The sequence below is a fragment of the Demequina sp. NBRC 110056 genome, from assembly GCF_002090155.1.
Lineage (GTDB): Bacteria > Actinomycetota > Actinomycetes > Actinomycetales > Demequinaceae > Demequina.
In genome coordinates, this window is sequence record NZ_BBRM01000008.1 from 140,100 (window position 1) to 162,877 (window position 22,778).

The window sequence follows — 22,778 nt, forward strand, 5'->3', positions numbered from 1 at the left end:
GAGATCCATCATGAGCATCACCTCCAACCCCGCGACGACGCGGATGGCGACCACGTCAGCTCGTCTCGCCCGCACCAACCGGACGATCCCGAAGTTCGACCGCAACCCGTTCGCCGCACGCAGCGGCTCGCAGGAGAACAAGGCCGTCAACTGGGTCCTGTTCGCGGTCCTGTCGATCGGTGCGATCTTCATGGCGGCGCCGCTGCTGTGGATGGTCTCGACCTCGCTCAAGACCACCGAGGCCGTCTACGCGCTCCCGCCCGAGTGGATCCCCGATCCGTTCGTGTGGAACAACTACGTGCGCGTCTTCGAGGACACCTTCGTCCTGTCCGGCATCAAGAACTCCCTCATCGTCGCGCTGTCGGTGACGATCGTCGGCTCCGTGTTCTCCTCGCTCGCCGCCTTCGCGCTCGCGAAGATGCGGCTGCCGGGCAAGAACTTCATCTTCATCGTCCTGCTGTCAGGGATGATGGTGCCCTTCCCGACGCTGATGATCCCGCAGTTCGTGATGTTCGCGAACATCGGCTGGGTCGACACGCTGCTGCCGCTCATCGTCCCGGTGATCCTCGGCAACGTGATCATGATCTTCTTCCTGCGCCAGTACCTGCACAACGTGCCGGACGGCCTCGTGGAGGCGGCGAAGATCGACGGCGCGAGCTACCTGCGCATCTTCTGGACGATCATCCTGCCGCTGATCCGCCCGGCGATCGCCGCCCAGTTCATCCTGTGGTTCATGGCGGTGTGGAACGACTACCTCGCGCCGATCATCTACCTGAACTCGCCCGAGAAGCAGACGCTCCAGGTCGTCATCGCGAACATGAACGTGCAGTACGCGACCCAGCGTGACTACCCGCTGATCATGACCGCATCGGTCATCTCGGTGCTGCCGATCCTCGTGGTGTTCCTGATCTTCCAGCGCCAGATCATCGAGTCCGTCGCGCTCACCGGATCCAAGGTGTGACATGACGAGCATCGAGCCGGCCCCGCGCACCGCGCAGGGGCCAGGGCAGGCCTTGCCCGACGAGGTCACCACCTGGGGCGCGCGCAACGCCCACGACCCCACCGCGGTCAGGGACGACGACGGCGTGTACTGGCTGTTCTCGACCGACGCGAACGCGGACGGCCCCCTCCCCGGGGCCGGCACGCAGGTGCGCCGCTCGACGGATCTGGTCGACTGGGAGTTCGCCGGGTGGGCGCTCGACGGCGTCCCGGGACCGGCGCGCGAGTGGAGCGGAGCCGACGGGCTGTGGGCACCCGACGTGGTGCGGGTGTCGACGGAGTCCGGCGACCAGTGGCGCATGTACTACTCGGCGTCGACCTTTGGTTCGCGCACGTCCGCGATCGGCCTCGCCGTCGCGGCGCACCCGCGCGGCCCGTGGACCGACCTTGGGATCGTCGTCGCCACGCAGCACGACCGCGACGGGCACAACGCGATCGACGCACAGCTCGTGGTCGACGGCGAGCGCCATCACCTCATCTACGGCTCGTTCTTCGGCGGCCTGCATGCGCTCGAGATCGACCCGGCGACGGGCTTCGCCCTCGACGCGCCCTCTCCTGGCACGCCCGCGGCGTCGCTCGGCACCCTCATCGCGCGCCGGCCCCGCTCGGTCGACACCGCGATCGAGGGCCCCTACGTGATCCCGCGTCCCGGCGGCGGATGGGCGCTGGTCGTCTCCTACGACTCGCTCGCGTCGACGTACCACGTGCGCGTGGCGGTCGCGGATGACCTCTACGGCCCCTACCGCGACCACGAGGGTCGCGACCTCACGGACCTCGACAGCGATCCCGAGGTCACCGGCCTCACCGTGCTCGCGAGCCACCGGCTCGACGGCGCCCGGGGCCTGCTGGCGCCGGGACACGCGTCCGTGCTGACCGAGCCAGGCCGCCAGCTGCTCGTGCACCACACCCGCTTCCCCGACGACCCTCGCCAGCACGAGGTCCAGGTGCGCCGGCTCGTGTGGACGCACGGTGGCTGGCCCCTCGTCGCGGTCCAGCCCTGGGCCGGCGACCGCGAGGTCGACGACGAGGGCCAGTGGCCCGGCGACGCGGCAGAACTGATCGGCACCTGGGAGATCCTCGACTGGGCAGGACCCACGCAGGAGGTCGCCTCGTCGCGCGAGGTCGTCGTGACGGCCGATGCGCTCGCGGGCCTGGTCGCCCACGGCCAGGGCCGCTTCACTCGCGGCGGGGACGCGCCCGTCGACGCGGTCGTGTTCCCCGCGTGGGACGCCGTGCGCGACCGCGCGACGCTGAGCTTCGCCGCTCGCGGGCCCGCGGGCACGGTCATCGTCGGTACGCGGGTGGGATGATGACGACCGTGGCGACCGAGCGCAGACCCGCACGCGACCGCAAGGGTGTCGCGCCCCTCGAGGGCGCTCCGGCGGACGCGCAGGAGATCCCGGGCTGGTCGGGCCGCATCATGGTGTGGCTGCGGGTCGCCGCTCAACTCGTCGCCATCCAGCTCCTGATGCTGGCCGGCACCGTGCTCGGGCTCGTCGTGGCCGGGCTCGGCCCCGCGCTCACGTCCGGTGCCGCGCTGCTCGCGCGGCTGCGGTCGGGAGACGCCTCCGATGCGCTGTGGCACGACTTCTGGGCCGAGTACCGCTCCCAGTGGCGCCGGGCGGTCCTCGTGACGGCGCCCGCGATCCTCGCGCTTGGACTCGTCTGGTACGAGCTGCTTGTGCTCCAGGCGTACGGGTCGGGCGCGTTGACCGCGATCCTGACGGGCGCATCGGCCGCGGTGGGGCTGTACGCGATCGCCTACCTCTCGTACGCGCCCTCGGTGCTGCGCCGCTACGCGGACCCGGCGCTGCGGACCGCCAGGTTCGTGCTCGTGGGCCCGCTCGTGTCGCCCCTCACGGCGCTCGGCTGCATGGTGACGGGGGTGGCCCTGCTCGTCATCGGGCTGCGGTTCCCGCTGCTGCTGGTCCTCGTCGGCCTGGCGGTGCCCGTCCTGCTCACCGGGCTGCTCGTCGACCGCTTCCTCGACAAGGTCGACTCGCGTCACGATGGTGAGGACGACGAGGACGAGCCAGGCGCCGCCGCTGTGCGCTGACCCACCGATGCGCTGACGCACCCTCCTCGCAGCCGCGCGCAGTGCGCGGGTGACGCGGTCGAGCAAGCGTCGACGAGCGAGCGGCGTCCGGCGCAGGCGCGCGGTCAGCCGGCGGTCGACTCGCGCTCGGCGAGCGTGAAGTCCGCGACCACCCGGCGGTACGGCTCGGTCGAGCCGGCGATGCGCTGGGCGAGGAGGTCGACCGCCGTGTCCGCGATCTGCTCGCGTCCCGGCGCGATCGAGCTGAGCGTCGGCGCGGAGTAGGCGGCGTCCTCGGTGTCGTCGAAGCCCACGACGGCGACCTCGCCGGGCACGTCCACCCGGCGCGCATGCAGCGCGTGGAGCGCGCCCATCGCGAGGGCGTCGTTGAGGCCGAACACGGCGTCGAACGAGGTGCCGGAGTCGAGCAGCCGGTAGACGCAGTCCGCGCCCGTCGACCGGTGCCACAGCCCGCCCTCGAGCACGAGGTCGGGATCGAAAGGGATGCCGTTGGCGGCGAGCGCCGCCTGGTAGCCGAGCACGCGCAGAGCCGCCGAGCCCATGGTCTCGCCCGCGTGGGCTCCCGCGACCGCGATTCGCCGCCGGCCACGGTCGATGAGGTGCTGCGTGGCGGCACGGGCGCCGTCGACGTTGTTCATCGTTACGTGGTCCCAGTCGCCGCCGAAGATGCGTTCGCCCAGCACCACCAGCGGGTACGGCACCTTGAGCTCGTCCGCGTCGTCGGGGCCCAGCTCGAGCGGGGAGAAGATCAGCCCGTCGGTGAGCTGGCGACGCTCCGAGGTGAGCACGTCGAGCTCGTGCTGGCGGCTCGCGCCGGTCTGCTCGATCAGCACGACCATCCCGCGCGACTCCGCGGCGCGCATCACCGAGTCGGCGAGCTCCGCGAAGTACGGCAGCGACAGCTCAGGAACCGCGAGCCCGATGATCCCCGTCTTGCCCTGGCGCAGGTTCCGCGCCGCGAGGTTCATCCGGTAGCCGAGCTCGTCGATCGCCTTCTGGACCTTCTCGCGGGTCGCCGGACGGATGTGCGGGTAGTCGTTGACCACGTTCGAGACCGTCTTCACGGACACGCCGGCGAGCCTCGCCACGTCGGTCATCGTGACGGTCGCCTTGCCGGTGGTCTCGCTCACGCGCGGGTGGCCTCCTCGTCGAGCGGGATCCACACCCGCATCGCGCCGGCCGCTCGGTTGGCCCAGCGGGCGTACGGGATCGCGCGCAGGTTGATTCTGCCTGGAAGCATGCCAGATGCATCGGCCCGATGCGAGGACCGCGGCGCGAAGGTGGCGAGCGGCTCGCCGTCGGCCGAGCGCACGATCGCCTCCGTGAGCAGCGTCACCTCGGTGCGCAGCGAGGCGAGTGCGGGGCCGGTGCGCACGGGCGTGGACGGGTCGAGCCGGATGTCCTCGACGGCGACGCCCGGCGGCAGGTCGGTCTGCTCGATGCAGTAGACGAGCGGCCCGCGGCGCAGGGCGACGGAGCCGCGCACCGCGTCGACCCGCGGGTGCGGCGCGAGCAGCTCGACCGGCATCGGCAGCGCGAGCGTCACGACGGCGCCGTCGTGCACGCCGACCCGGACGTAGCCGTCCGCGTCGGGCAGGGCCGATGCGCTCGTGCCGTCGATCTCGACCGTCGCCTCCGTGCTCCACGAGGGCACACGCAGGGTGAGCGTCTCGAGCGGACCTGCGACGGCGATGCGCACCGTGCCGTCCCACGGGTAGCGGGTGTCGACGGTGAGGGTGGTGGCGCCGATGCGGATCTCGCCGCTGCCGTACAGGTGCACGCGCGCGGACCTCTCCGAACCCGTCGCGACGTACCCGCCGAGAGAGGCGACAAGGCGCGCGAGGTTGGGAGGGCAGCAGGCGCACGCGAACCAGTCGAGCCGCTCCGAGGGCGAGTACTCGCTGGCGCCGTCGTGTCCGGAGCGCAGCTGCAGCGGGTTCGAGTAGAAGAACCGCACGCCGTCGACGCCGGTCGAGGACGCGATGCCGTTGAGCAGGGCACGCTCCATCGCATCCGCGTGACGGGCCTGCCCCGAGGCCAGCAGCATCCGCCAGTTCCACTGGAAGGACGCGATCGCGGCGCAGGTCTCCGCGTATGCACGGTCCGGCGGGAGCTCGAACGGGTCGCCGAACGACTCGTCCTTGTGGCGCGAGCCCATGCCGCCGGTGACGTACTCCTTCGAGCCGTGAGCCGTACGCCACTGGGCGTCGAGCGCGGCGGTGAGGCCCGCATCGGCGCTCTCCGCGACGACGTCAGCGACCCCGGCGTTCAGGTAGAGCTGGCGGACCGCGTGACCCGTCGCCTCGCGGGCGTCGCGGATGGGGGCGTGGTCCTGGTGGTACGCGGACTCGAAGGGGCCGGTTCCGAGCGCTCCAGTGCCGCGGCGCTCGACCATCGCGCTCGCGGTCGCGAGGTACGCCTGCTCGCCCGTGTGGCGGTGGAGCTCGACGAGCGCGGTCTCGATCTCGGGGTGACCGCAGTACCCGTCCATTCGCGCAGAGTTGGGCCCGAACTCGCGCACCGCGAGGTCGGCGAAGCGCCGCGCGACGGCGAGCAGGTCATCGTTGCCCGTCGCGCGCGAGCGGGCGACGGCGGCCTGGATGAGGTGGCCGAGGACGTACAGCTCGTGGCCCCAGCGCATGTCGCGCCAGGCCTCCTGGTCGTCGTGGCCCTGGACGTGGGAGTAGAGGTAGCCGTCCTCGCGCTGCACCTGCGTCAGCAGGGCGGCCGCGGACTCGACGAAGTCCTCCCACGGCTGGTCCGAGGGAACCCGTGCGGCCTCCCAGGCGATGGCCTCCAGGGTCTTGTGGAGGTCCGAGTCGGCGAAGTTGAAGCCGCGGTAGTCCGCCGAGGACGTCCCCGCGACGCGCCTCAGGTTGTCCATGACGCCGCTGGTCTCGAGCCGCTCGACGACGTGGGGCAGGGTGCGCTCGCGGTTGAGGCGCTGCCAGGCGCCTAGCTCGCTGTCGGGTGCGAGGGTGACCGCGGTGAGGGGCAGCGGCGCGAGGTCCTCCGCTGCCGGGGTCCGGGCGGCGGGCATCGGCGCGGTGCGGGGCTGGTCGGTCATCGTTCCTCGCGCGGGTTGGGGCGGGCACGGGGCTCGCCGGCGGCGTCTTTGCAACGATGTAAATCCTACCGGGTCGCGCGCCACCCTCGGTGCGCTCGGGGTGAGCGAGGCGAGAACCCGGCGACCGCATCGGCGCTGCTGTGCCCACTGCTCCGCCGATCGCCGACCGCCGACTACCCGGTCCCCGCCGACAGTTTGAACCAGAATCCGAGGCGACACGCCAGCGTGTCGCGCCTCGGTGCGGTGTGTCGCCCGGCGTGTCGCCGCGGCGATGGTTCGTACTGTCGGGGGTGGGAGGTCGTCGAACTCGAGTTCGCGGGCGTGACACCATACCGCCCGGTCGGTATGCTTGCTCGTGCGGCGCGCTCAGCGCCGCCGACGAGGAGGTCGCGCATGCGCATCACGGGAGCTGTGCTGGAGGCGTCCGGCGCGCCGGCGCCCTTCGTGGAGTCGCGTCCCTTCACCGTGCAGGAGCTCGAGCTCGACGGCCCGCGGGCGGGCGAGCTCCTGGTCCGCCTCGAGTGCGCGGGCGTGTGCCACTCCGACCTCAGCGTGGTCGACGGCAACCGCGTCCGCCCCACGCCGATGCTGCTCGGCCACGAGGCTGCCGGGATCGTCGAGGCGACCGGCGACGGCGTCGACGACGTCGCCGTCGGTACCCGCGTGGTCATGACCTTCCTGCCGCGCTGCGGCGCCTGCGACGGCTGCCGCACGGACGGCCGGCTCCCGTGCGAGCCCGGATCCGCGGCGAACGCGGAGGGCGCGCTCGTCGGGGGCGGACGGCGGCTGAGTCGCACCGACCCGAACGGGGAGCCGCAGGCCGTCCACCACCACCTCGGGGTCTCGGCCTTCGCCTCTCACGCGGTCGTCAGCCGCACCTCCGTCGTGCCGGTCGACGCGGACGTCCCGTCCGACATCGCCGCGCTGCTCGGCTGCGCCGTCCTCACCGGCGGCGGCGCCGTGCTGAACGCGGCACACGCCTCCGCGAGCGACCGCGTCGTCATCGTCGGTCTCGGCGGTGTGGGCATGGCGGCGCTGCTCGTCGCCGTCGCCCTGGGGCACGACGTCGTCGGCGTCGACCCCGTTCCGGGCAAGCTCGCCCTCGCCCGGTCCTTGGGGGCGGCCGATGCGCTCTCGCCCGAGGAGGCATCGTCCCGCCGGGTGCGGGGTCAGGTCGTCATCGAGGCGGCCGGGTCCGCCCGCGCCTTCGAGACCGCCTTCGCGCTCACCGCGCCCGGCGGCACCACGGTGACCGTCGGCCTTGCTTCGCCCGATGCGCGCGCCGCCATCTCGCCGCTGACCCTCACCGCGGAGGCCCGCACGGTCGTCGGCAGCTACCTCGGCTCCGCCGTGCCCGCGCGGGACATCCCGCGTTATGTGACGCTGTGGCGCGAGGGGCGGTTGCCGCTCGAGCGGCTCGTCTCGGCGCGCATCGGCCTCGCCGACCTGCCCGAGGCGATGGACCGCCTCGCGTCGGGGGCCGAGCTGCGCCAGCTCATCGACCTCACCGCAACCGACCACCCCACCCACCGAGAGGACATCGCATGACCCGCACCGCCATCGTCACCGGAGCCGCCCGCGGCATCGGCGCCGCGACCGCGCTGAGACTCGCGCAGGACGGGTACGCCGTCGCCGCCGTCGATCTCAGCGCGGAGTCCTGCGCCGAGACCGTCGCCGCCATCGAGGCCGCAGGGGGCCGCGCTCTCGCCGTCGGCGCCGACGTGGCGGACTCCGCCGCCGTCAGCGCGGCCGTCGACCGCGTCGCGGAGGAGCTGGGCGCGCCGACGATCCTCGTGAACAACGCCGGCATCCTGCGCGACAACCTGCTGTTCAAGATGACCGACGACGACTGGGACGCGGTCATGGCCGTGCACCTGCGCGGGGCGTTCCTGATGACGCGGGCCGTGCAGAAGCACCAGGTCGAGGCGGGGTGGGGGCGCATCGTCAACCTCTCCAGCACCTCCGCTCTGGGCAACCGCGGCCAGGCGAACTACGCGGCCGCCAAGGCCGGCATGCAGGGGTTCACCAAGACCCTCGCGATCGAGCTCGGGCGCTACGGGGTGACCGCGAACGCGATCGCACCGGGATTCATCGTCACCGACATGACGCGCGCCACCGCGGAGCGGATCGGCGTGACGTTCGAGGACTTCGTCGGGCACATGGCCAAAGAGGCCGCCGTGGGCAGGGCCGGCGTCCCCGAGGACATCGCCGCCGCGGCGTCGTACTTCTGCTCCGAGGAGGCCGGGTTCGTCTCGGGCCAGGTCCTGTACGTGGCGGGAGGGCCCAAGGCATGAGCATCGTCGTCGCCTCCCCCGCTGACCTTCCCGGAGCCGTCGGACAGACCGCCGTGGGTGACTGGTTCGAGATCTCCCAGGAGCGCATCGGCGCCTTCGCGGACGCCACCGAGGATCACCAGTGGATCCACCTGGACCCCGAGCGCGCGGCGTCCGGCCCGTTCGGCACCACCATCGCGCACGGCTACCTCACCCTGTCGCTGCTGCCGCACCTGCAGCTGGGTCTGCTCCAGGTCGACAAGGTCGCGATGTCGGTGAACTACGGCCTCGACAAGGTGCGCTTCGTGCAGCCGGTGCCCGCCGGCGCACGCGTCCGAGCGGCGACCGAGATCACCGGGGTCGACGCGACCGCGCAGGGCTACCGCGTGGCGTCCCGCACCACCGTGGAGCTCGAGGGCTCGGAGCGCCCAGCGCTGGTCGCGGACACGATCGGTCTGTTCGTGCCCCTGCCGCAGTAGCGCCGATGCGGTGGTCGAGCCGACGGCTCAACGCGCCGGACCGCCGCTCGCCCCACGACGACGGCTCGGGCCCCGCGCAGGTGCGCGGGGCCCGAGCCGTGTCCGAGGTGGTGCGTCAGAGGCGCTCGAGCACCAACGCCATGCCCTGCCCGCCGCCGACGCACATCGTCTCGAGCCCGTAGCGGCCGCCGGTCTCGGCGAGGCCGTTGAGAAGGGTGGACGTGATGCGGGCACCCGTCATCCCGAACGGGTGTCCGACGGCGATGGCGCCGCCGTGGACGTTGAGGCGCTCGTCGGGGATCCCCAGCTCGCGCGCCGACGGGATGACCTGCGCGGCGAACGCCTCGTTGATCTCGACCAGGTCGATCGCGTCCATCTCGAGCCCCGCGTGCGCGAGCGCACGTCGCGAGGCCTCGACGGGGCCGAGGCCCATGACCTCCGGCGACACCCCGCTCACGCCGGTCGAGACGATGCGCGCGAGGGGGCTCAGGCCCAGCTCGTCCACGACCCGCTCGGACACGACGACCACGGCTGCCGCGCCGTCGTTGAGCGGGCACGCGTTGCCCGCGGTCACCGTGCCGTCCGGGCGGAACACGGGGTCGAGCCCCGCGAGCACCTCGACCGTCGTGCCCGGCCGGGGGCCGTCGTCCGCGGCGACCACCGTTCCGTCGTCGAGCGTCACCGGCGTGATGTCGCGCGCCCAGAACCCCGAGGCGATCGCCTCCCCGGCGCGCTGCTGCGAGCGCGCGGCGAAGGCGTCCTGCTCGTCGCGGGTGATGCCGTGCAGCTGGGCGACGTTCTCTGCCGTCTGGCCCATCGCGATGTAGGGGTCGGGCAGGGAGCCGCTCTCGCGCGGGTCTACCCAGCCGTCCGCCCCAGCCGCGGTCCGCGACGCGGACCGGGCGAGCGCATCGGCGAACACGGGGTTCACGGCGTCGGGCAGGTCGGAGGCGCCGCTCGCGTATCGACTCACCGACTCGACGCCGGCGGAGACGAAGACGTCGCCCTCGCCGGCCTTGATCGCGTGGAAGGCCATGCGGGTGGTCTGCAGCGACGACGAGCAGTACCGGTTGACGGTCGTGCCGGGGACGCCGTCCCAGCCGAGCAGGACCGCGACGATGCGGGCGATGTTGAACCCCTGCTCGCCTGCGGGCTGGCCGCAGCCCATCATGAGGTCGTCGATCCGGGCCGGGTCCAGCCCCGGCACCTTCTCGACGGCGGCCGCGACCATGCGCGCGGCGAGGTCGTCCGCTCGGATGCCGGTCAGCGAGCCCTTGTAGGCGCGTCCGATCGGTGAGCGGGCAGTGGCGACGATGTACGCCTCGGGCATGCGCATCCTCCTCGATGGCAGGGGGTGACGCCCGCGTCGGCGACGCGGGACGGGGTGAAAGGTGACTCGGTGCGGGTCAGACGAAGGCCGTGAGGCCCGTGATCTTCCTGCCCACGATGAGCGAGTTCATGTCGTAGGTGCCCTCGAACGTGTAGACGGCCTCCGCGTCAGCGAAGAACCGGGCCACGCCGTGGTCGAGGGTGATGCCGTTGCCGCCCGTGATCTCGCGGGCGAGCGCGACGGTCTCGCGCATGCGGGCCGTGACGAACGCCTTCGCGAGCGCGGAGTGGTGGTCGCGCTGGATGCCCTCGTCCTGCATCTGCGAGACGCGCATGCACAGCGCGATCGACGCGGTGATGTTGGACAGCGACCGCGCGAGCTTCTCCTGGACCAGCTGGTACGAGGCGATGGGCTTGCCGAACTGGTGGCGCTGCTTGGCGTACGCGAGCGCGGCCTCGTAGGCCCCGACTGCGACGCCGAGGGCCTGCCAAGCGACGTCCGCCCGGGTCAGGCGCAGCACCACCGCGACGTCGCGGAAGCCGTCGATCCTCTGCAGGCGATCGCTCTCGGGGATCACGAGGTCCTTCATGACGATGTCCGCGTTCTCGACCGCGCGCAGCGACTGCTTGCGCTCGATCTTGGACGCGCTGAAGCCCACGGCGGGGGTGCGCACCAGGAAGCCCTTGACCTGGTCGTCCTCGACGTCCTTGGCCCAGATGACGACAAGGTCCGCGAAGGCGCCGTTGCCGATCCAGCGCTTGGCGCCGTTGAGCACCCACTCGTCGCGGCCGTCGGGGCCGGTGCGCCGGCGCGCGGTGGTCTCGAGGCCGCGCGCGGTGTCGGAGCCGTGGTCGGGCTCCGTGAGGCCGAACGCCGCGACCTGCTCACCCCGCGCGAGCACCGGAAGCCACTCGGCCTTCTGCTCGTCTGAGCCTCCGACCGCGATGGAGGTCATCGCGAGGCCCGAGTGGACGCCGATGAAGGTGGCGAGCGACGCGTCGACGCGGGCGAGCTCGAGAGCCACCCAGCCGCGGTACATGTTGCTGTTGGGGAAGTGCGCGGTCTCCGGGAAGGCGTTGGCGTACAGCCCAAGCTCGGCGATCCGGGGAACCAGGTGTCGGGGGCTCTCCGCGCGCTCCCACTGGTCGTCCGCGATGGGGCGCACCTCCTCCTCGAGGAAGGCGCGGATGCCGCGCAGCGCGCGCTGCTCGGCGTCCGTCAGCTGGTGCTGGAACTCGTAGAAGTCCACGTCGAGCAGGTCGGCCGGTGCCGCCTCGAGCAGGGACGCGGTGGGGGTGGTCGTCGACGTCATCGTCTCTCCGATCATCGGTGTCACCACGAGTATGCATCAAAACCCAAAATGTTGCACGACAAAATCAGAAACGTTGCACCAGCAGCGCTGTCGGGCGCTAGAGTGCCGTCTATGACCTCAGCGCCGCAGCACGTCGTCACCATCGCCAGCGTCGGCGTGGACGCCGCGCCGTCGTGGCTGTCCGACCGGCTCCGCGACGGCGCCCATCCGGACGCCAAGCGCGCGTTCGATGCCGCGCGGGAGATCTTCATCGACGGGCGCCGCATCGACATGGGCTCGCTCGCGGCATCGCTCGGCGTCGACCGCACCTCGCTGTTCCGCTGGGTGGGCAACCGCGACGCGCTGCTCAGCGAGGTGCTGTGGTCGCTGGCCATGCCGACGCTCGTGCAGGCGGACCAGGCCGTCGGAGGTGCCTGCGGGGGAGAGCGCATCGCGGGCATCCTCACGAGGTTCGTCGACGACCTCATCACGGCCGACTACTTCCGAGAGTTCCTCCGCCGCGAGCCCGCCCGCGCCCTGCGGCTGCTCACGACCAAGGAAAGCCCCATCCAGCGGCGCTACGTCGCGACCGCGACGTGGCTCGTGCGCGACGAGCTGGGCGAGGAGCCCCTCGGCGGCGCGATCGACCCTCCGGGGCTCGGCTACCTGCTGGTGCGGATGTCGGAGTCGTTCACCTACGCGGACCTCATCTCGGGCGACACCCCGAGCGCGGAGCGCGCCGCGACCGCGTTCCGCCTCCTGCTGCGCGTGGATGGGTGAGCCGTGGACTTCCTGACGCGTCACCCGTTCCCCACGCGCTGGCGCGACAACGACCAGTACGGGCACGTCAACAACACCGTCTACTACGAGGCGATGGACACCGCCGTGAACGCGTGGATGATCGCGCACGGAGGCCTCGATCCCCAGGGTGACGTGATCGCGCTGTGCGCCGCGTCGTCGTGCGAGTTCACCGCCTCCGCGTCCTTCCCGGAGCCGCTCGAGGTGGGCGTCGGCCTCGAGCGGCTGGGCTCGACGAGCATCACCTGGAGCCCCGCGATCCTGCGCGCCGGCGAGCACGAGCCCATCGCGACGGGCCGCTTCGTGCACGTGTTCGTGGACGAGGCCACTCGCAGGCCGACCCCCATCCCGGAGCAGATGCGCGCGGAGATCGAGCGGTCGCTCCAGGCCTAGCCGCTGTCGCGGCGCTCTTCGCGCTCCCCGCGCGCCCTGGCGGCGCAGGGGTGTCGTGAATCGCCCTTCTGATCGCCGTGCAGTCGCAGCGCGCATCGCGGACGTGCATTGCGAGTCGGGAGTTCGGACGGGCACCGCGGACGGGCACCGCGCACAGGCGCCTGGGCCCGCGCCGATCCCGGCTTCCACACAAACCGACCATCCGGTATGCTGACGTTGCACCTCCCGATGACGAGAGCGAAGGCGGGTCGAGGATGACCGAGGTTCCCGGCGTGGACGTCGCAGGCCTGGAGGCCTGGCTCGCACGCGAGCACCCCGAGCGCTCCAGCGGCCCGCTGCACGTCGAGGTCATCGCCGGCGGGCGGAGCAACCTCACCTACGCGGTCGACGGAGCCTCCTCCCCGCTCGTGCTGCGACGGCCCCCGCTCGGCCACGTCCTCTCCAGCGCGCACGACATGCGCCGCGAGCACCGCGTGATCTCCGCGCTCGCGGCCACCGATGTGCCGGTGCCGGTGGCCGTCGACATCGTCGACGACACCGAGGCAGCCGCCGTCACCGGCACGCCCTTCTTCGTGATGGAGCGTGCCCCCGGCACGGTGCTCGCGCATCGGAGCCAGAACGGCGCGTACACGCGCGAGGGTCTGCGGCGGCTGAGCATCGAGCTGGTCGAGCACCTCGCCGACCTGCACGCGATCGAGCCGGAGGCGGTCGGGCTCAGCGACTTCGGGCGGCCGCGCGGCTACCTCGGACGCCAGCTGTCGACCTGGAGGCGGCAGCTCGACGCATCCCGCTCGCGCGAGACGCCGCTGCTCGACGAGCTCGCGCACGGGCTCGACGCCGACGTCCCCACGTCTCCTCGCGGCGCGATCGTGCATGGCGACTACCGCCTCGACAACGCCCTGGTGGTGGGGGACGGTGCCGAGCCGCGCATCTCGGCCATCCTCGACTGGGAGATGGCGACGCTCGGCGACCCGTTCGTCGACCTCGGCATCATGGGTCTCTACTGGGACATCGCGGCGCTGCCGGCGGAGTCCGCGGCCGCGACGCCGAGCGCCGTCGACCCCGACGCCGGCTACCCGAGCTTCGCCGAGCTGGTCGACGCCTACGCCGCACGCGCCGGCGCGCCGGTGCCCGACCTCGGCTGGTACCGCGCCTTCGCGGCGTTCAAGCTCGCCGTGATCCTCGAGGGCATCCACTTCCGCTACCGCGCCGGCGACACCGTGGGTGAGGGCTACGAGCGCATGGGTGCCCTCGTCGAGCCGCTCGCCCGTCAGGGCCTGGAGGTGCACTGATGGACTTCGCGCACACGCACGCCACGCGCGACCTGATCGAGCGGGTCACGACCTTCGTGCAGGACCACGCGATCCCCGCCGAGGCCGTCCTCGACCAGCAGCTCGCCGCGTCGCCGACCTCGTGGGGCACCTGGCCGATCGTCCGCCAGCTGCAGGAGCACGCGCGCGCCGAGGGCCTGTGGAACCTGTTCCTTCCCGGGGACCCCGCGGCGTCAGGCGGCGCAGGGCTGACCAACGTCCAGTACGCGCCGCTTGCCGAGGCGACGGGCTGGAGCATCCGCCTGGCACCGGTGGCGCTGAACTGCGCCGCCCCCGACACGGGCAACATGGAGGTGCTGAACGACTTCGGCTCCCCGGAGCAGAAGGAGCGGTGGTTGGCGCCGCTGCTGCGAGCGGAGATCCGCTCGGCGTTCTGCATGACCGAGCCGGACGTCGCCTCCTCGGACGCCACCAACATCGGCACGCGCATCCGGCGCGACGGCGACCACTACGTCGTCACCGGAAGGAAGTGGTGGTCGACGGGAGCGATGAGCCCCGACGCGGCGGTCTTCATCGTCATGGGCAAGACCGACCCCGACGCGGATCGCCACCGCCAGCAGTCGATGATCCTCGTCCCGCGGGACACCCCAGGCGTGAGGATCGTGCGCCCGCTGAGCGTGTTCGGCTACGACGATCGCGACCATGGCGGCCACGCCGAGATCGCGTTCGATGACGTGCGAGTGCCGGCGGAGAACCTCATCGCGGGCGAGGGCGACGGCTTCGCCATCGCCCAGGCCCGTCTCGGGCCGGGGCGCATCCACCACTGCATGCGTGCCCTCGGCACCGCGGAGCGTGCGGTCGCGCTCGTGCGAGCCAGGGCCAACGAGCGCCACACCTTCGGGCGCGCCCTGGCGCAGCAGGGCGTCATCCGGGAGTGGGCCGCGGAGAGCCGCATCCAGCTCGAGGCGCTGCGCCTGCTCGTCCTCAAGACCGCGTGGCTCATGGACACGGTGGGCAACCGCCGCGCCATGACCGAGATCCAGGCGATCAAGATCGCCGTCCCTCGGGCGGTGCAGCAGATCCTCGACCGCGCGATCCAGCTTCACGGCGGCGCCGGGGTGTCCTCGGACACCCCGCTCGCCGAGATGTACGCCGGCATCCGGTCGCTCCGGATCGCCGACGGACCCGACGAGGTGCACCTGGCGAGTCTCGGCCGCGCCGAGCTCAAGGTGTGACTCGCCGCCGCGACCTGCGGCACACTCACCATCATCATCAGTCGAAGGAGACCGCGATGACTCACCAGCCCGACCCCGCCATCAGCCGCAACGGCAACGCCACGCTGTCGGTCGCGAGCATCCTCGCCGAGAGCGCGCGTCGTCACGCGGAACGGCCCGCGCTGCACTTCGCCGGCTCGACCATCACCTACAGCGAGCTCTGGGACCAGACGCGCGCGTACGCGGGCGCGCTGCGCGACCGCGGCATCGGGCCAGGCTCCCGCGTGGCGATGATCGTCCCGAACGTGCCGGACTTCCCGCGGGTGTACTACGGCGCGCTCGCGCTGGGCGCGATCGTGGTGCCCGTCCACCTGCTGCTGAAGGCGGAGGAGATCGAGCACGTGCTGCGCGACAGCGGTGCCGACCTGGTGGTCGTGGCCGCGCCGCTGCTCCCCGAGGCCGCTCCGGCCGCGGCCCAGGCCGGCGTGCCGATCGTCACCGTGCTGCTGCCCGAGGACGCCGGGGTCGACCTGCCGCGCCTCGAGGCCGAGGCCGCCGCGGCGGAGCCCATCGTGCGGCACACCCCGACCGGACCGACCGACCCCGCGACCATCCTCTACACCAGCGGCACCACCGGCACGCCCAAGGGCGCCGTCGGCAGCCACCTGTCCATCATCGAGCAGGTCCACTGCTCGCTGGTCGACAACTTCGACCTCAACAAGGACGACATCGTCTTCGGCGGCCTCCCGCTGTTCCACACCTTCGGCCAGACCGCCGTGATGAACATCGGCTTCCGCGTGGGCGCCTCGATCATCCTGCTGCCCCGCTTCGACCCCGACGACGCGCTCGCGCTGATGGTCGCGCACGAGGCGACCGTGTTCACCGCCGTCCCGACCATGTACGTGGGCCTCATCGAGGCGGCCCGGCGCGCCGACGCGCGGCCTCCGTTGCGATACGCCGTGTCCGGCGGTGCCTCCCTTCCGGTCGCGGTGCTCGAAGCCTTCCGCGACGCCTTCGGCTGCGACGTCTACGAGGGCTACGGGCTCACGGAGACCGCGCCCATCGTGTCCTCGAACCCGCTGTTCGAGCCGATCCGGCCCGGAACCGTGGGGCGCCTGCTGTGGGGCGTGGACGCCGCGATCGCCGACCCCGAGGTCGACGACCGCATCGTGCTGCTCGACGAGCCGGACGCCCTGGGAGAGATCGTCGTGCGCGGGCACAACCTCTTCAAGGGATACCTCGGCAGGGCCGATGCGACCGCCGAGGCCATCGTCGACGGCTGGTTCCGCACGGGAGACCTGGGCACCTACATCGACGGCGTGCTCACCATCGTGGACCGCAAGAAGGACATGATCGTGCGCGCCGGCTACAACGTGTACCCCACGGAGGTGGAGGCCGCGCTGATGCGCCACCCCGACGTCGCGGGCGCCGCGGTGTTCGGCGTCGACGACCCCGTCAAGGGCCAGGAGGTCCACGCGGCCGTGGTGGCCCTTGACGGTCACGAGCTCGACGCCGACGAGGTCATCGGCTTCGTGCGCGACCGCATCGCGGCCTACAAGTACCCGCGCGTGATCCACGTGCTCCCGCAGTTCCCGTTGGGCGCGAGCGGCAAGGTGCTCAAGCGGGTGCTGGTCGAGCAGTTCACGCCGGTGGCCTGAGAGGCTCTCAACCGGCCCGGCGAGGCGGGGAGGTCATCGGGCCTCCCCGCCTCGCCGTGTCCAGGGCGCTCTCCGCGCCACTGCGTCGCGTCACCGTGCAGCGTCCCAGTGCCGCATCCCCGTGCCGCGTCCCAGTGCCGCGCCGCCGGTGACACAGCCGCGTGACCCCGCCCGCGCATCGGCCCTTTGCCGGCGTGACCGGCCACCGCCCACGAGTCAGCGCCCCACGACGGCGGGCCGATGCGCTTGCCGGCTGCCGACGAGCGTGCACCGAGGGCGCGCACCTGGAGCGGCGGTCGCCCCCGAAGACGACGAAAGCGGGGGATGCCTCCCGGCATCCCCCGCTCCCGTGGTGCTCAGCGTCAGCCAGCCGGCAGCGCGTCGTTCTCGAGCGGGATGGGCGCGGCCTCGACGGCGGTCACGGTGCCGCCCTCGACCGCGTACGTCGCCCCCAGGTAGTCCTGGACGCCTTGGTCCACCATCGTGATGCCGACCCCGAGGTAGGCGGCGTGGTTGTCCTCGGAGAACGACAGCGGCACGATGCCGTTGCCCGTCAGCCCGCCGGAGGTGACGGCAGCGAGCAGGCTCTCCCGCGTGGGGTCCTCGCCGGCGGCGGCGAGCGCCTCCGCGAACGTGTACGCGACGCTCATGCCGTAGATGGTGTTGCCGTCGAAGGGCGCGCCGTCGTTGTAGTCCTCGTTGATCTGACGGAACAGGGTCACCCACTCGTCCTCGGACCCGAGCGACGGCAGGTAGTTGGTGCCGACGAGGCCCTGGAGGAGCTGTGGTCCCACGTCCTCGCCGAGGTACGTCACGAGCGTCGGGTAGTCGGCGCCCGAGGACGACGAGAACCACATCGGGAACCACCCGAACTGCGCCGAGGTCCCGAGCGCCAGGGCCGTGAAGCCGTTGATGGTGGCGAGCAGGTTGATCTCGCATCCCGCGGCCTGCAGCGCGCCGATCTGCGCGGTGACGTCCTGGTTGGACACCGAGTACCGCTCGATGTGGGTGAGGCCGCCGGTGCCGAACACCAGCTCGGCGCCCTCGATCATCGCGTCGCCGAAGTCGTCGTCCTGACCGAGCAGGCACACCTTCTTGTCAGGGTGCTCGTCGGCGGCGTACTGCGCGAGCGCGGCGCCCTCCACGACGTAGTCGGCGTTGTAGCCGAACGTGAACGGGTACTGCTCCGGCAGGTTCCACGAGGTCGACCCCGACGCGACGAACAGGTCGGGGACCTCGTTCTCGTTGAGGAAGTCGAGCACCGCGGTGTGCGTGGGCGTGCCGAGCCCGTTGACGATCGCGAACACCTCGTCCTGCTGCACGAGCTCGCGCACCACTGTCTGCGTGGTGGAGGGGTTGTACCCGTCGTCCTTGACGATGTACTCGATGGAGCGGCCGTGCACGCCGCCGTTGTCGTTGAGGTACGCGAAGTAGGCGGTGGCTGCCGCCGAGATCGACGAGTATCCGGCGGCCGCCGGGCCCGTGAGCGGGGTGTGCGTGCCGATGGTGACGGTGTCCTCGGTGACACCGGTCGAGTCGCCCGGTTCGACGGGCGCCGTCGTGGCGTCCCCGCTGGCGCTGGGCGGAGCCTCCTCCTCGGAGGCCGGCGTGCTGCAGCCGACGAGCCCGACCAGGACGGCGGAGGCGCCGGCCAGGGCCGCGAGTCGGCGTGCGGTGAACTGCTGTGACATGGGTCACCTCTCTCTTTCAGTGGGGGACTGCAGGACGGTCTGGGGCGTGCGCGGCTGGTCGTTCGCCGGCATCTCGCGCAGCGCCGATGCGGGTGCCGGGTCGGCGGCGGTGGCGCCGGTCGGGGAGGTGGCGGCGACCGCATCGGGTCCCGACGGCGGCGTCGGGTCCTCGGCGCTGGTGCGCCGGGTACGCCGCCCGCGGCGCAGGCCGGCGAGGCCTCCGGGTCGGGCGAGCATCACGATGATGAGCAGGGCGCCGAAGACCAGCAGGCCGAGGTTGCCGCTGAGGCGCTGCTCGAGCTCGGCGGGCATGTCGACGAGGTCCGTCAGGGTGGCGACCAGCCACGGAAGCATCACGATGAGCGCGGCGCCGAGCGCCGCTCCGCCGATGCTGCCGAGGCCGCCGACCACGGCCGCGACCACGAGGAGCAGGGAGAAGGCGAGCGTGTACGCGCCGGGGCTCACGGACTGGGTGACGAAGCACAGCGCCGCGCCGCCCGCGCCGGCCGCGACCGAGCTCAGGGTGAACGCGACGACCTTGACGCGCCCGGCGGGGACGCCGCTGAGGCGTGCGGCGGTCTCGTCGTCGCGCACGGCCCGCATCCGCAGCCCGAGGCTGGAGCGGCGGACGGCGGCGAGGCCCGTCACGACGACGCCGGCGATCATGATCGCGACCCACGCCTGCCACTGCTCGACCACGATGAGGCGGCTGAGGACCGCGGGGACGTCGTCGCGGTCGATCCGCAGGCCTTGGTCGCCGCCGAGCACCCCGGAGAACTGGGCGGTGACGGCGGGCAACGCGATCGCGATGCCGAGGGTGAGGCCGGCCAGGTAGGGCCCGTGGAGCCGGGCGCCTGCCAGCCCGAGCAGCAGCCCGTGCAGCGTGGACGCCGCGATGGCCCCCGCCATGCCCAGCAGGAACCGCGGCAGGCCATCGAGGCCCATGTCGGTCGCGAGCGAGGCCGTGAGCGCGTAGGCGTAGCCGCCCACCGCCATGAGGGCCGCGTGGCCGAGCGAGAGCTGCCCGGTGAGGCCGACGAGCAGCGTCAACCCTGCGACGGCGCAGAAGTAGGCGACGATCGTCGCGAGCTGGAAGTTGCGATAGGGGTCGAGCCCGAAGGTCGCGGCGATCGCGACGACCGTCAGGACGGCTCCCATGACGATGGTGCGGGGAGCTCCGGTGAGCGAGGGGGCGATGCGGTTCATGCGCTGCGCGCCTCCCTCATGGAGAAGATGCCTCCGGGCTTGACGAGCAGCACCACCACCAGCAGCACGAGCACGCCGATGGGCGCGAACGTCGCGCCCAGGTAGCCCGTCACGAGCGTCATCGCGACGCCGACCACCAGGCCGCCGAGCAGCGCGCCGACGGGCGAGTCGAGCCCGCCGACCACCGCGACGGTGAAGGCATAGACGAACAGCACGTCGGTGGAGTGCGGGTTGAGGCCGAGCTCGGTGGGGACGAGCAGCATGGCGGCGAGCGCGGCCACCGCGGCCGACAGCATCCACCCGACGGTCACCATGAGGGAGACCCGCACGCCGAGGACCCGCGAGACCTCGGGGGAGAACGCCGAGGCTCGCAGCTGCAACCCCATCGACGTGCGGTTGAACAGCAGCGCGAGCCCGCCCATCACCGCGAGCGCGACGACGAGCACGAAGATGTCGTACGGCGACAGCAGCGGGACCCCGCCGACGGTGAGCGGGCTGTCGGAGAACGGCGTGTGCATGGGCCGGTGCTGCTGGCCGAAGAAGATGCCGAGCAGGGCCTGGAGCACCATCACGAGGCCGATCGCCACGATGATGCCGGCGAGCGGATGCGAGTCGCGGGTGAAGCGCATGAGCCCGCGCTCGACGCCGAGTCCGATGGCGGCGCCGGCGAGGATGCCCGCGCCGAGGCCGGCCCAGTACGAGCCTGTCATCCCGGTCACGGCGAAGGCTGCGTACGTGGCGACGAGCGCCATCGCGCCCTGCGCGAAGTTGATGATGCGGGCGGCGCGCCAGATGAGCACGAGCGACAGCGCGAACAGCGCGAAGATCGCGCCGCGGGCGAGGCCCGTGGCGATGAGGAAGAGCAGATGATCCATCAGAACCCCAGGTAGGCGTGTCGGAGGTCGGCGTCGGAGGCGAGCAGGTCCGCGGGGGCGTCGGCGACCACGGTGCCGAGCGACAGGACCACGCCGCGGTCGGCGATCGACAGCGCGCTCGTGACGTTCTGCTCGGCGAGCAGCACCGTCAGCCCGCGGCTCGCGGCGGCGTCGCGCAGGGCGGTCATGACGTCGCCGACGATCAGCGGCGCGAGCCCCAGGGAGGGCTCGTCGACGGCGAGCAGCGCGGGCTCCGCGACGAGCGCTCGCCCGATCGCGAGCATCTGACGCTCGCCGCCGGACAGTTGGTGCCCGGCGCTGGAGCGGCGGCGGGCGAGTGGCTCGAAGAGATCGTAGATCTCGGCGATGGCGCGCTCACGGGCGGCCCCGCGGTGGCGCCACAGCGCGCCGAGCCGCAGGTTCTCGTCCACGGTCAGCTCGGCCACCACGCTCTGGCCATCCGGGACCAGCGCGAGGCCGCGTCGCGCACGGTCCTCGGTGCGTAGCGTCAGGATGTCTGCTCCGCCCAGCTCGATCGAGCCCGCCGTGGGCCGCACGAGGCCGGCGAGCGTGCGCAGCAGCGTGGTCTTGCCGGCGCCGTTGGCTCCCAGCACGGCGACGACCTCGCCGGGGCGGAGCGTCAGGCCCACGCCGTGCAGCACGGGCTCGCCGCCGTAGCCGACGGTCAGTCCGGCGATGTCGAGGGAGACGCCGGTCGCGGTGCGCTGGCTCATGACGCCACCTGGACGCCGAGGTAGGCCTCCTCGACCCGCGGGTCGCCCTGGATCTCGGCGGGCGTCCCGCTCGCGATCACCTTGCCGAAGTCGAGGACGACGATGCGGTCGGCGACACCCATGACGAAGTCGACGTGATGCTCCACGAGGAGCACCGAGCAGCCGCCCTCGGCCACCACCCGGACGGTCTCCGCGAGCCCATCGATGTCGTCGACGCCGAGCCCGCCGGCCGGCTCGTCGAGCAGCAGCAGGCGGGGGTCGGTGACGAGCGCGCGAGCGAGCGCGACCCGCTTGCGGTCGGGGTAGGCGAGGGCCGCCACCGGGCGGTCAGCGACGACGGCGAGGTCGAGGCGCTCGAGCTGCTGCGCGACTCGGGTCGCCGCGTCCGCCTCCCGCGCGACGGGGACGGCGACGTTCTCGCGGACCGACAGCCCCGCGAAGAGCCCGAGGCCCTGCAGCGTGCGGGCGACGCGGCGGCCGGCGAGCTGCGCGGTACGGCGTGGCGCCGGCGCTCCGTCGAGGAGGATCTCTCCCTCGCCGCGCACCAGGGCGCAGACGGCGTTGAACACGGTGGTCTTGCCGGCGCCGTTGGGGCCGATGAGCGCGACCACCTCGCCGTGGCCGACCTCGAAGCTCACGGCATCGACGGCGGTGAGGCCGCCGAAGCGCACGGTCAGGTCGTTCACGCTCAAGCGCGGCGTCTGCCGGTTGGCGGTGGGTCGCTCGCTGGACATCGGCACCTCTTCGTGTCGGTTGACGCCACTGTAGCGCAGAAACCGACCGGGCGGTATGTAGATGTTGCACAATCGTGATCCAGCCGCCCAGCGACCGCCCCCGCAAGCGCGCGGAACGGACACCACCCCACCCCACCCCACCCCCCCTCGACGAAAGTGGGCCCACTTTCATCGTGAACACCGTCGAGACGACGAAAGTGACGCTTCTATGTTCGTCAAGTGGGCATGGTGGCGGTGGCGTGGGTGAGGGTGCGGTGGATGTGTCGGGCGATGTAGCGCTTGAGGATGCGGCGGATTTCCTTGAGGGTGAGTCCTTCGGTTTGGCGGCGGGCAATGTAGTCGCGGGTGGCTTGATCGATCCGCATGCGGGTCAGGGTGATGGTGTGCAGGGCGGCGTTGAGGCGTCTGTCGCCGCCGCGGTTGAGTCGATGGCGGGTGGTGTTGCCTGACGATGCGGGCAGGGGGCTGACTCCTGCTAGTGCAGCGAAGGCGCCCTCGGAGCGGAGTCGGCCTGCGTGGGACCACGACACATAGATCGCGGCTGCGGTGATCGGTCCGATGCCGGTCTCGGTCAGGAGAGCCGCTGCGGGGGTGGCGGGCAACAGGCTGGTGATGTGTGCCTGATTCGCTTTGAGGTCGGCGTCGGTGGCCAGGATGGTTTTGGCCAGGCGGGCTGCTTCGGCGCGGGCGATCGCGGTCGCGACAGGTT

The 22,778-nt window shown here is 72.1% G+C and carries 21 protein-coding genes; 11 read left to right on the forward strand and 10 right to left on the reverse strand.

Features of this window, described 5'->3' with window-relative positions; genetic code table 11:
* Positions 1 to 10: 10 nt before the first annotated feature.
* Genes B7K25_RS13015 through B7K25_RS13025 form a run of 3 tightly spaced genes read left to right on the forward strand, consistent with a single transcriptional unit; the run spans position 11 to position 3,055 of the window.
* Complete coding sequence (locus B7K25_RS13015; RefSeq protein ID WP_234988274.1) at positions 11 to 961, forward strand: carbohydrate ABC transporter permease; 951 nt, start codon at positions 11 to 13, stop codon at positions 959 to 961.
* A gap of 1 nt (position 962) precedes the next feature.
* Positions 963 to 2,309 carry an arabinan endo-1,5-alpha-L-arabinosidase gene (locus B7K25_RS13020; protein WP_084106600.1) on the forward strand — a complete coding sequence of 449 codons (1,347 nt, stop codon included), beginning with the start codon at positions 963 to 965 and terminating at the stop codon, positions 2,307 to 2,309.
* Positions 2,306 to 3,055 (forward strand): YesL family protein, encoded by a 750-nt coding sequence (locus B7K25_RS13025; RefSeq protein WP_084106602.1) that lies wholly within the window; start codon positions 2,306 to 2,308, stop codon positions 3,053 to 3,055. Before B7K25_RS13020 ends, B7K25_RS13025 begins: the two co-directional genes overlap by 4 nt.
* Positions 3,056 to 3,159: 104 nt before the next feature.
* Here the strand turns inward: B7K25_RS13025 and B7K25_RS13030 are convergent, their stop codons facing one another.
* A complete protein-coding gene (locus B7K25_RS13030) occupies positions 3,160 to 4,152 on the reverse strand; it encodes a LacI family DNA-binding transcriptional regulator (RefSeq protein WP_084106647.1) in 993 nt (330 codons plus the stop codon).
* A gap of 29 nt (positions 4,153 to 4,181) precedes the next feature.
* Complete coding sequence (locus B7K25_RS13035) at positions 4,182 to 6,122, reverse strand: glycoside hydrolase family 127 protein (protein ID WP_084106603.1); 1,941 nt, start codon at positions 6,120 to 6,122, stop codon at positions 4,182 to 4,184.
* 393 nt (positions 6,123 to 6,515) lie between these two features.
* Between B7K25_RS13035 and B7K25_RS13040 the strand changes: the two genes are divergently transcribed.
* From B7K25_RS13040 to B7K25_RS13050, 3 genes are read left to right on the forward strand one after another with little or no spacing between them, the layout of a single operon-like run.
* On the forward strand, positions 6,516 to 7,670 hold the full coding sequence (locus B7K25_RS13040) for a zinc-binding dehydrogenase (RefSeq protein WP_084106605.1): 1,155 nt from the start codon (positions 6,516 to 6,518) through the stop codon (positions 7,668 to 7,670).
* A complete protein-coding gene (locus B7K25_RS13045) occupies positions 7,667 to 8,416 on the forward strand; it encodes an SDR family oxidoreductase (protein ID WP_084106607.1) in 750 nt (249 codons plus the stop codon). The genes B7K25_RS13040 and B7K25_RS13045 overlap by 4 nt, the downstream gene beginning before the upstream one ends.
* Positions 8,413 to 8,874, forward strand: a complete 462-nt coding sequence (locus tag B7K25_RS13050; protein ID WP_084106609.1) for a MaoC family dehydratase — start codon at positions 8,413 to 8,415, stop codon at positions 8,872 to 8,874. The genes B7K25_RS13045 and B7K25_RS13050 overlap by 4 nt, the downstream gene beginning before the upstream one ends.
* A 115-nt stretch (positions 8,875 to 8,989) precedes the next feature.
* On the opposite strand, the gene B7K25_RS13055 is transcribed toward B7K25_RS13050, so the two are convergent.
* Entirely contained in the window at positions 8,990 to 10,204 is a 1,215-nt protein-coding gene (locus B7K25_RS13055) for an acetyl-CoA C-acetyltransferase (protein ID WP_084106649.1), read from the reverse strand.
* Between the two features lie 76 nt (positions 10,205 to 10,280).
* Positions 10,281 to 11,516: an acyl-CoA dehydrogenase family protein gene (locus tag B7K25_RS13060; RefSeq protein WP_084106651.1), complete on the reverse strand. Its 1,236-nt coding sequence runs from the start codon at positions 11,514 to 11,516 to the stop codon at positions 10,281 to 10,283.
* Positions 11,517 to 11,627: 111 nt separating this feature from the next.
* Here B7K25_RS13060 and B7K25_RS13065 point away from each other — a divergent pair, with 111 nt between their 5' ends.
* From B7K25_RS13065 to B7K25_RS13085, 5 genes are all read left to right on the forward strand, one after another.
* Positions 11,628 to 12,275 (forward strand): QsdR family transcriptional regulator, encoded by a 648-nt coding sequence (locus B7K25_RS13065; RefSeq protein ID WP_084106611.1) that lies wholly within the window; start codon positions 11,628 to 11,630, stop codon positions 12,273 to 12,275.
* A 3-nt stretch (positions 12,276 to 12,278) separates the two neighbouring features.
* Entirely contained in the window at positions 12,279 to 12,686 is a 408-nt protein-coding gene (locus B7K25_RS13070) for a thioesterase family protein (protein WP_084106613.1), read from the forward strand.
* Between the two features lie 254 nt (positions 12,687 to 12,940).
* A complete protein-coding gene (locus tag B7K25_RS13075; RefSeq protein WP_084106615.1) occupies positions 12,941 to 13,978 on the forward strand; it encodes a phosphotransferase family protein in 1,038 nt (345 codons plus the stop codon).
* Complete coding sequence (locus B7K25_RS13080; protein ID WP_084106617.1) at positions 13,978 to 15,192, forward strand: acyl-CoA dehydrogenase family protein; 1,215 nt, start codon at positions 13,978 to 13,980, stop codon at positions 15,190 to 15,192. Before B7K25_RS13075 ends, B7K25_RS13080 begins: the two co-directional genes overlap by 1 nt.
* 56 nt (positions 15,193 to 15,248) lie before the next feature.
* Positions 15,249 to 16,829, forward strand: a complete 1,581-nt coding sequence (locus tag B7K25_RS13085) for a long-chain fatty acid--CoA ligase (RefSeq protein ID WP_084106619.1) — start codon at positions 15,249 to 15,251, stop codon at positions 16,827 to 16,829.
* A 362-nt stretch (positions 16,830 to 17,191) separates the two neighbouring features.
* On the opposite strand, the gene B7K25_RS13090 is transcribed toward B7K25_RS13085, so the two are convergent.
* The 6 genes from B7K25_RS13090 to B7K25_RS13115 all read right to left on the reverse strand — a co-directional run.
* Positions 17,192 to 18,520 (reverse strand): ABC transporter substrate-binding protein, encoded by a 1,329-nt coding sequence (locus B7K25_RS13090; RefSeq protein WP_084106621.1) that lies wholly within the window; start codon positions 18,518 to 18,520, stop codon positions 17,192 to 17,194.
* A 3-nt stretch (positions 18,521 to 18,523) separates the two neighbouring features.
* A complete protein-coding gene (locus B7K25_RS13095; protein ID WP_084106622.1) occupies positions 18,524 to 19,726 on the reverse strand; it encodes a branched-chain amino acid ABC transporter permease in 1,203 nt (400 codons plus the stop codon).
* Entirely contained in the window at positions 19,723 to 20,601 is an 879-nt protein-coding gene (locus B7K25_RS13100) for a branched-chain amino acid ABC transporter permease (RefSeq protein ID WP_084106624.1), read from the reverse strand. Before B7K25_RS13100 ends, B7K25_RS13095 begins: the two co-directional genes overlap by 4 nt.
* The gene (locus B7K25_RS13105; RefSeq protein ID WP_084106626.1) at positions 20,601 to 21,335 is read right to left on the reverse strand and encodes an ABC transporter ATP-binding protein; all 735 of its coding nucleotides are present in this window, start codon (positions 21,333 to 21,335) and stop codon (positions 20,601 to 20,603) included. Before B7K25_RS13105 ends, B7K25_RS13100 begins: the two co-directional genes overlap by 1 nt.
* Positions 21,332 to 22,069 carry an ABC transporter ATP-binding protein gene (locus tag B7K25_RS13110; protein WP_084106628.1) on the reverse strand — a complete coding sequence of 246 codons (738 nt, stop codon included), beginning with the start codon at positions 22,067 to 22,069 and terminating at the stop codon, positions 21,332 to 21,334. The genes B7K25_RS13105 and B7K25_RS13110 overlap by 4 nt, the downstream gene beginning before the upstream one ends.
* A gap of 215 nt (positions 22,070 to 22,284) precedes the next feature.
* On the reverse strand, positions 22,285 to 22,778 hold a 494-nt coding region (locus B7K25_RS13115), incomplete at its 5' end, for a transposase (protein ID WP_144019016.1).

Coding starts and splice junctions, on each gene's coding strand:
- B7K25_RS13055 (WP_084106649.1), bottom strand. CDS start 10,204: ATGCCCGAGGCGTACATCGTCGCCACTGCCCGCTCACCGATCGGACGC.
- B7K25_RS13025 (WP_084106602.1), top strand. CDS start 2,306: ATGATGACGACCGTGGCGACCGAGCGCAGACCCGCACGCGACCGCAAG.
- B7K25_RS13060 (WP_084106651.1), bottom strand. CDS start 11,516: ATGACGTCGACGACCACCCCCACCGCGTCCCTGCTCGAGGCGGCACCG.
- B7K25_RS13045 (WP_084106607.1), top strand. CDS start 7,667: ATGACCCGCACCGCCATCGTCACCGGAGCCGCCCGCGGCATCGGCGCC.
- B7K25_RS13065 (WP_084106611.1), top strand. CDS start 11,628: ATGACCTCAGCGCCGCAGCACGTCGTCACCATCGCCAGCGTCGGCGTG.
- B7K25_RS13100 (WP_084106624.1), bottom strand. CDS start 20,601: ATGGATCATCTGCTCTTCCTCATCGCCACGGGCCTCGCCCGCGGCGCG.
- B7K25_RS13080 (WP_084106617.1), top strand. CDS start 13,978: ATGGACTTCGCGCACACGCACGCCACGCGCGACCTGATCGAGCGGGTC.
- B7K25_RS13085 (WP_084106619.1), top strand. CDS start 15,249: ATGACTCACCAGCCCGACCCCGCCATCAGCCGCAACGGCAACGCCACG.
- B7K25_RS13040 (WP_084106605.1), top strand. CDS start 6,516: ATGCGCATCACGGGAGCTGTGCTGGAGGCGTCCGGCGCGCCGGCGCCC.
- B7K25_RS13020 (WP_084106600.1), top strand. CDS start 963: ATGACGAGCATCGAGCCGGCCCCGCGCACCGCGCAGGGGCCAGGGCAG.
- B7K25_RS13015 (WP_234988274.1), top strand. CDS start 11: ATGAGCATCACCTCCAACCCCGCGACGACGCGGATGGCGACCACGTCA.
- B7K25_RS13090 (WP_084106621.1), bottom strand. CDS start 18,520: ATGTCACAGCAGTTCACCGCACGCCGACTCGCGGCCCTGGCCGGCGCC.
- B7K25_RS13095 (WP_084106622.1), bottom strand. CDS start 19,726: ATGAACCGCATCGCCCCCTCGCTCACCGGAGCTCCCCGCACCATCGTC.
- B7K25_RS13030 (WP_084106647.1), bottom strand. CDS start 4,152: ATGACCGACGTGGCGAGGCTCGCCGGCGTGTCCGTGAAGACGGTCTCG.
- B7K25_RS13035 (WP_084106603.1), bottom strand. CDS start 6,122: ATGACCGACCAGCCCCGCACCGCGCCGATGCCCGCCGCCCGGACCCCG.
- B7K25_RS13075 (WP_084106615.1), top strand. CDS start 12,941: ATGACCGAGGTTCCCGGCGTGGACGTCGCAGGCCTGGAGGCCTGGCTC.
- B7K25_RS13110 (WP_084106628.1), bottom strand. CDS start 22,069: ATGTCCAGCGAGCGACCCACCGCCAACCGGCAGACGCCGCGCTTGAGC.
- B7K25_RS13050 (WP_084106609.1), top strand. CDS start 8,413: ATGAGCATCGTCGTCGCCTCCCCCGCTGACCTTCCCGGAGCCGTCGGA.
- B7K25_RS13105 (WP_084106626.1), bottom strand. CDS start 21,335: ATGAGCCAGCGCACCGCGACCGGCGTCTCCCTCGACATCGCCGGACTG.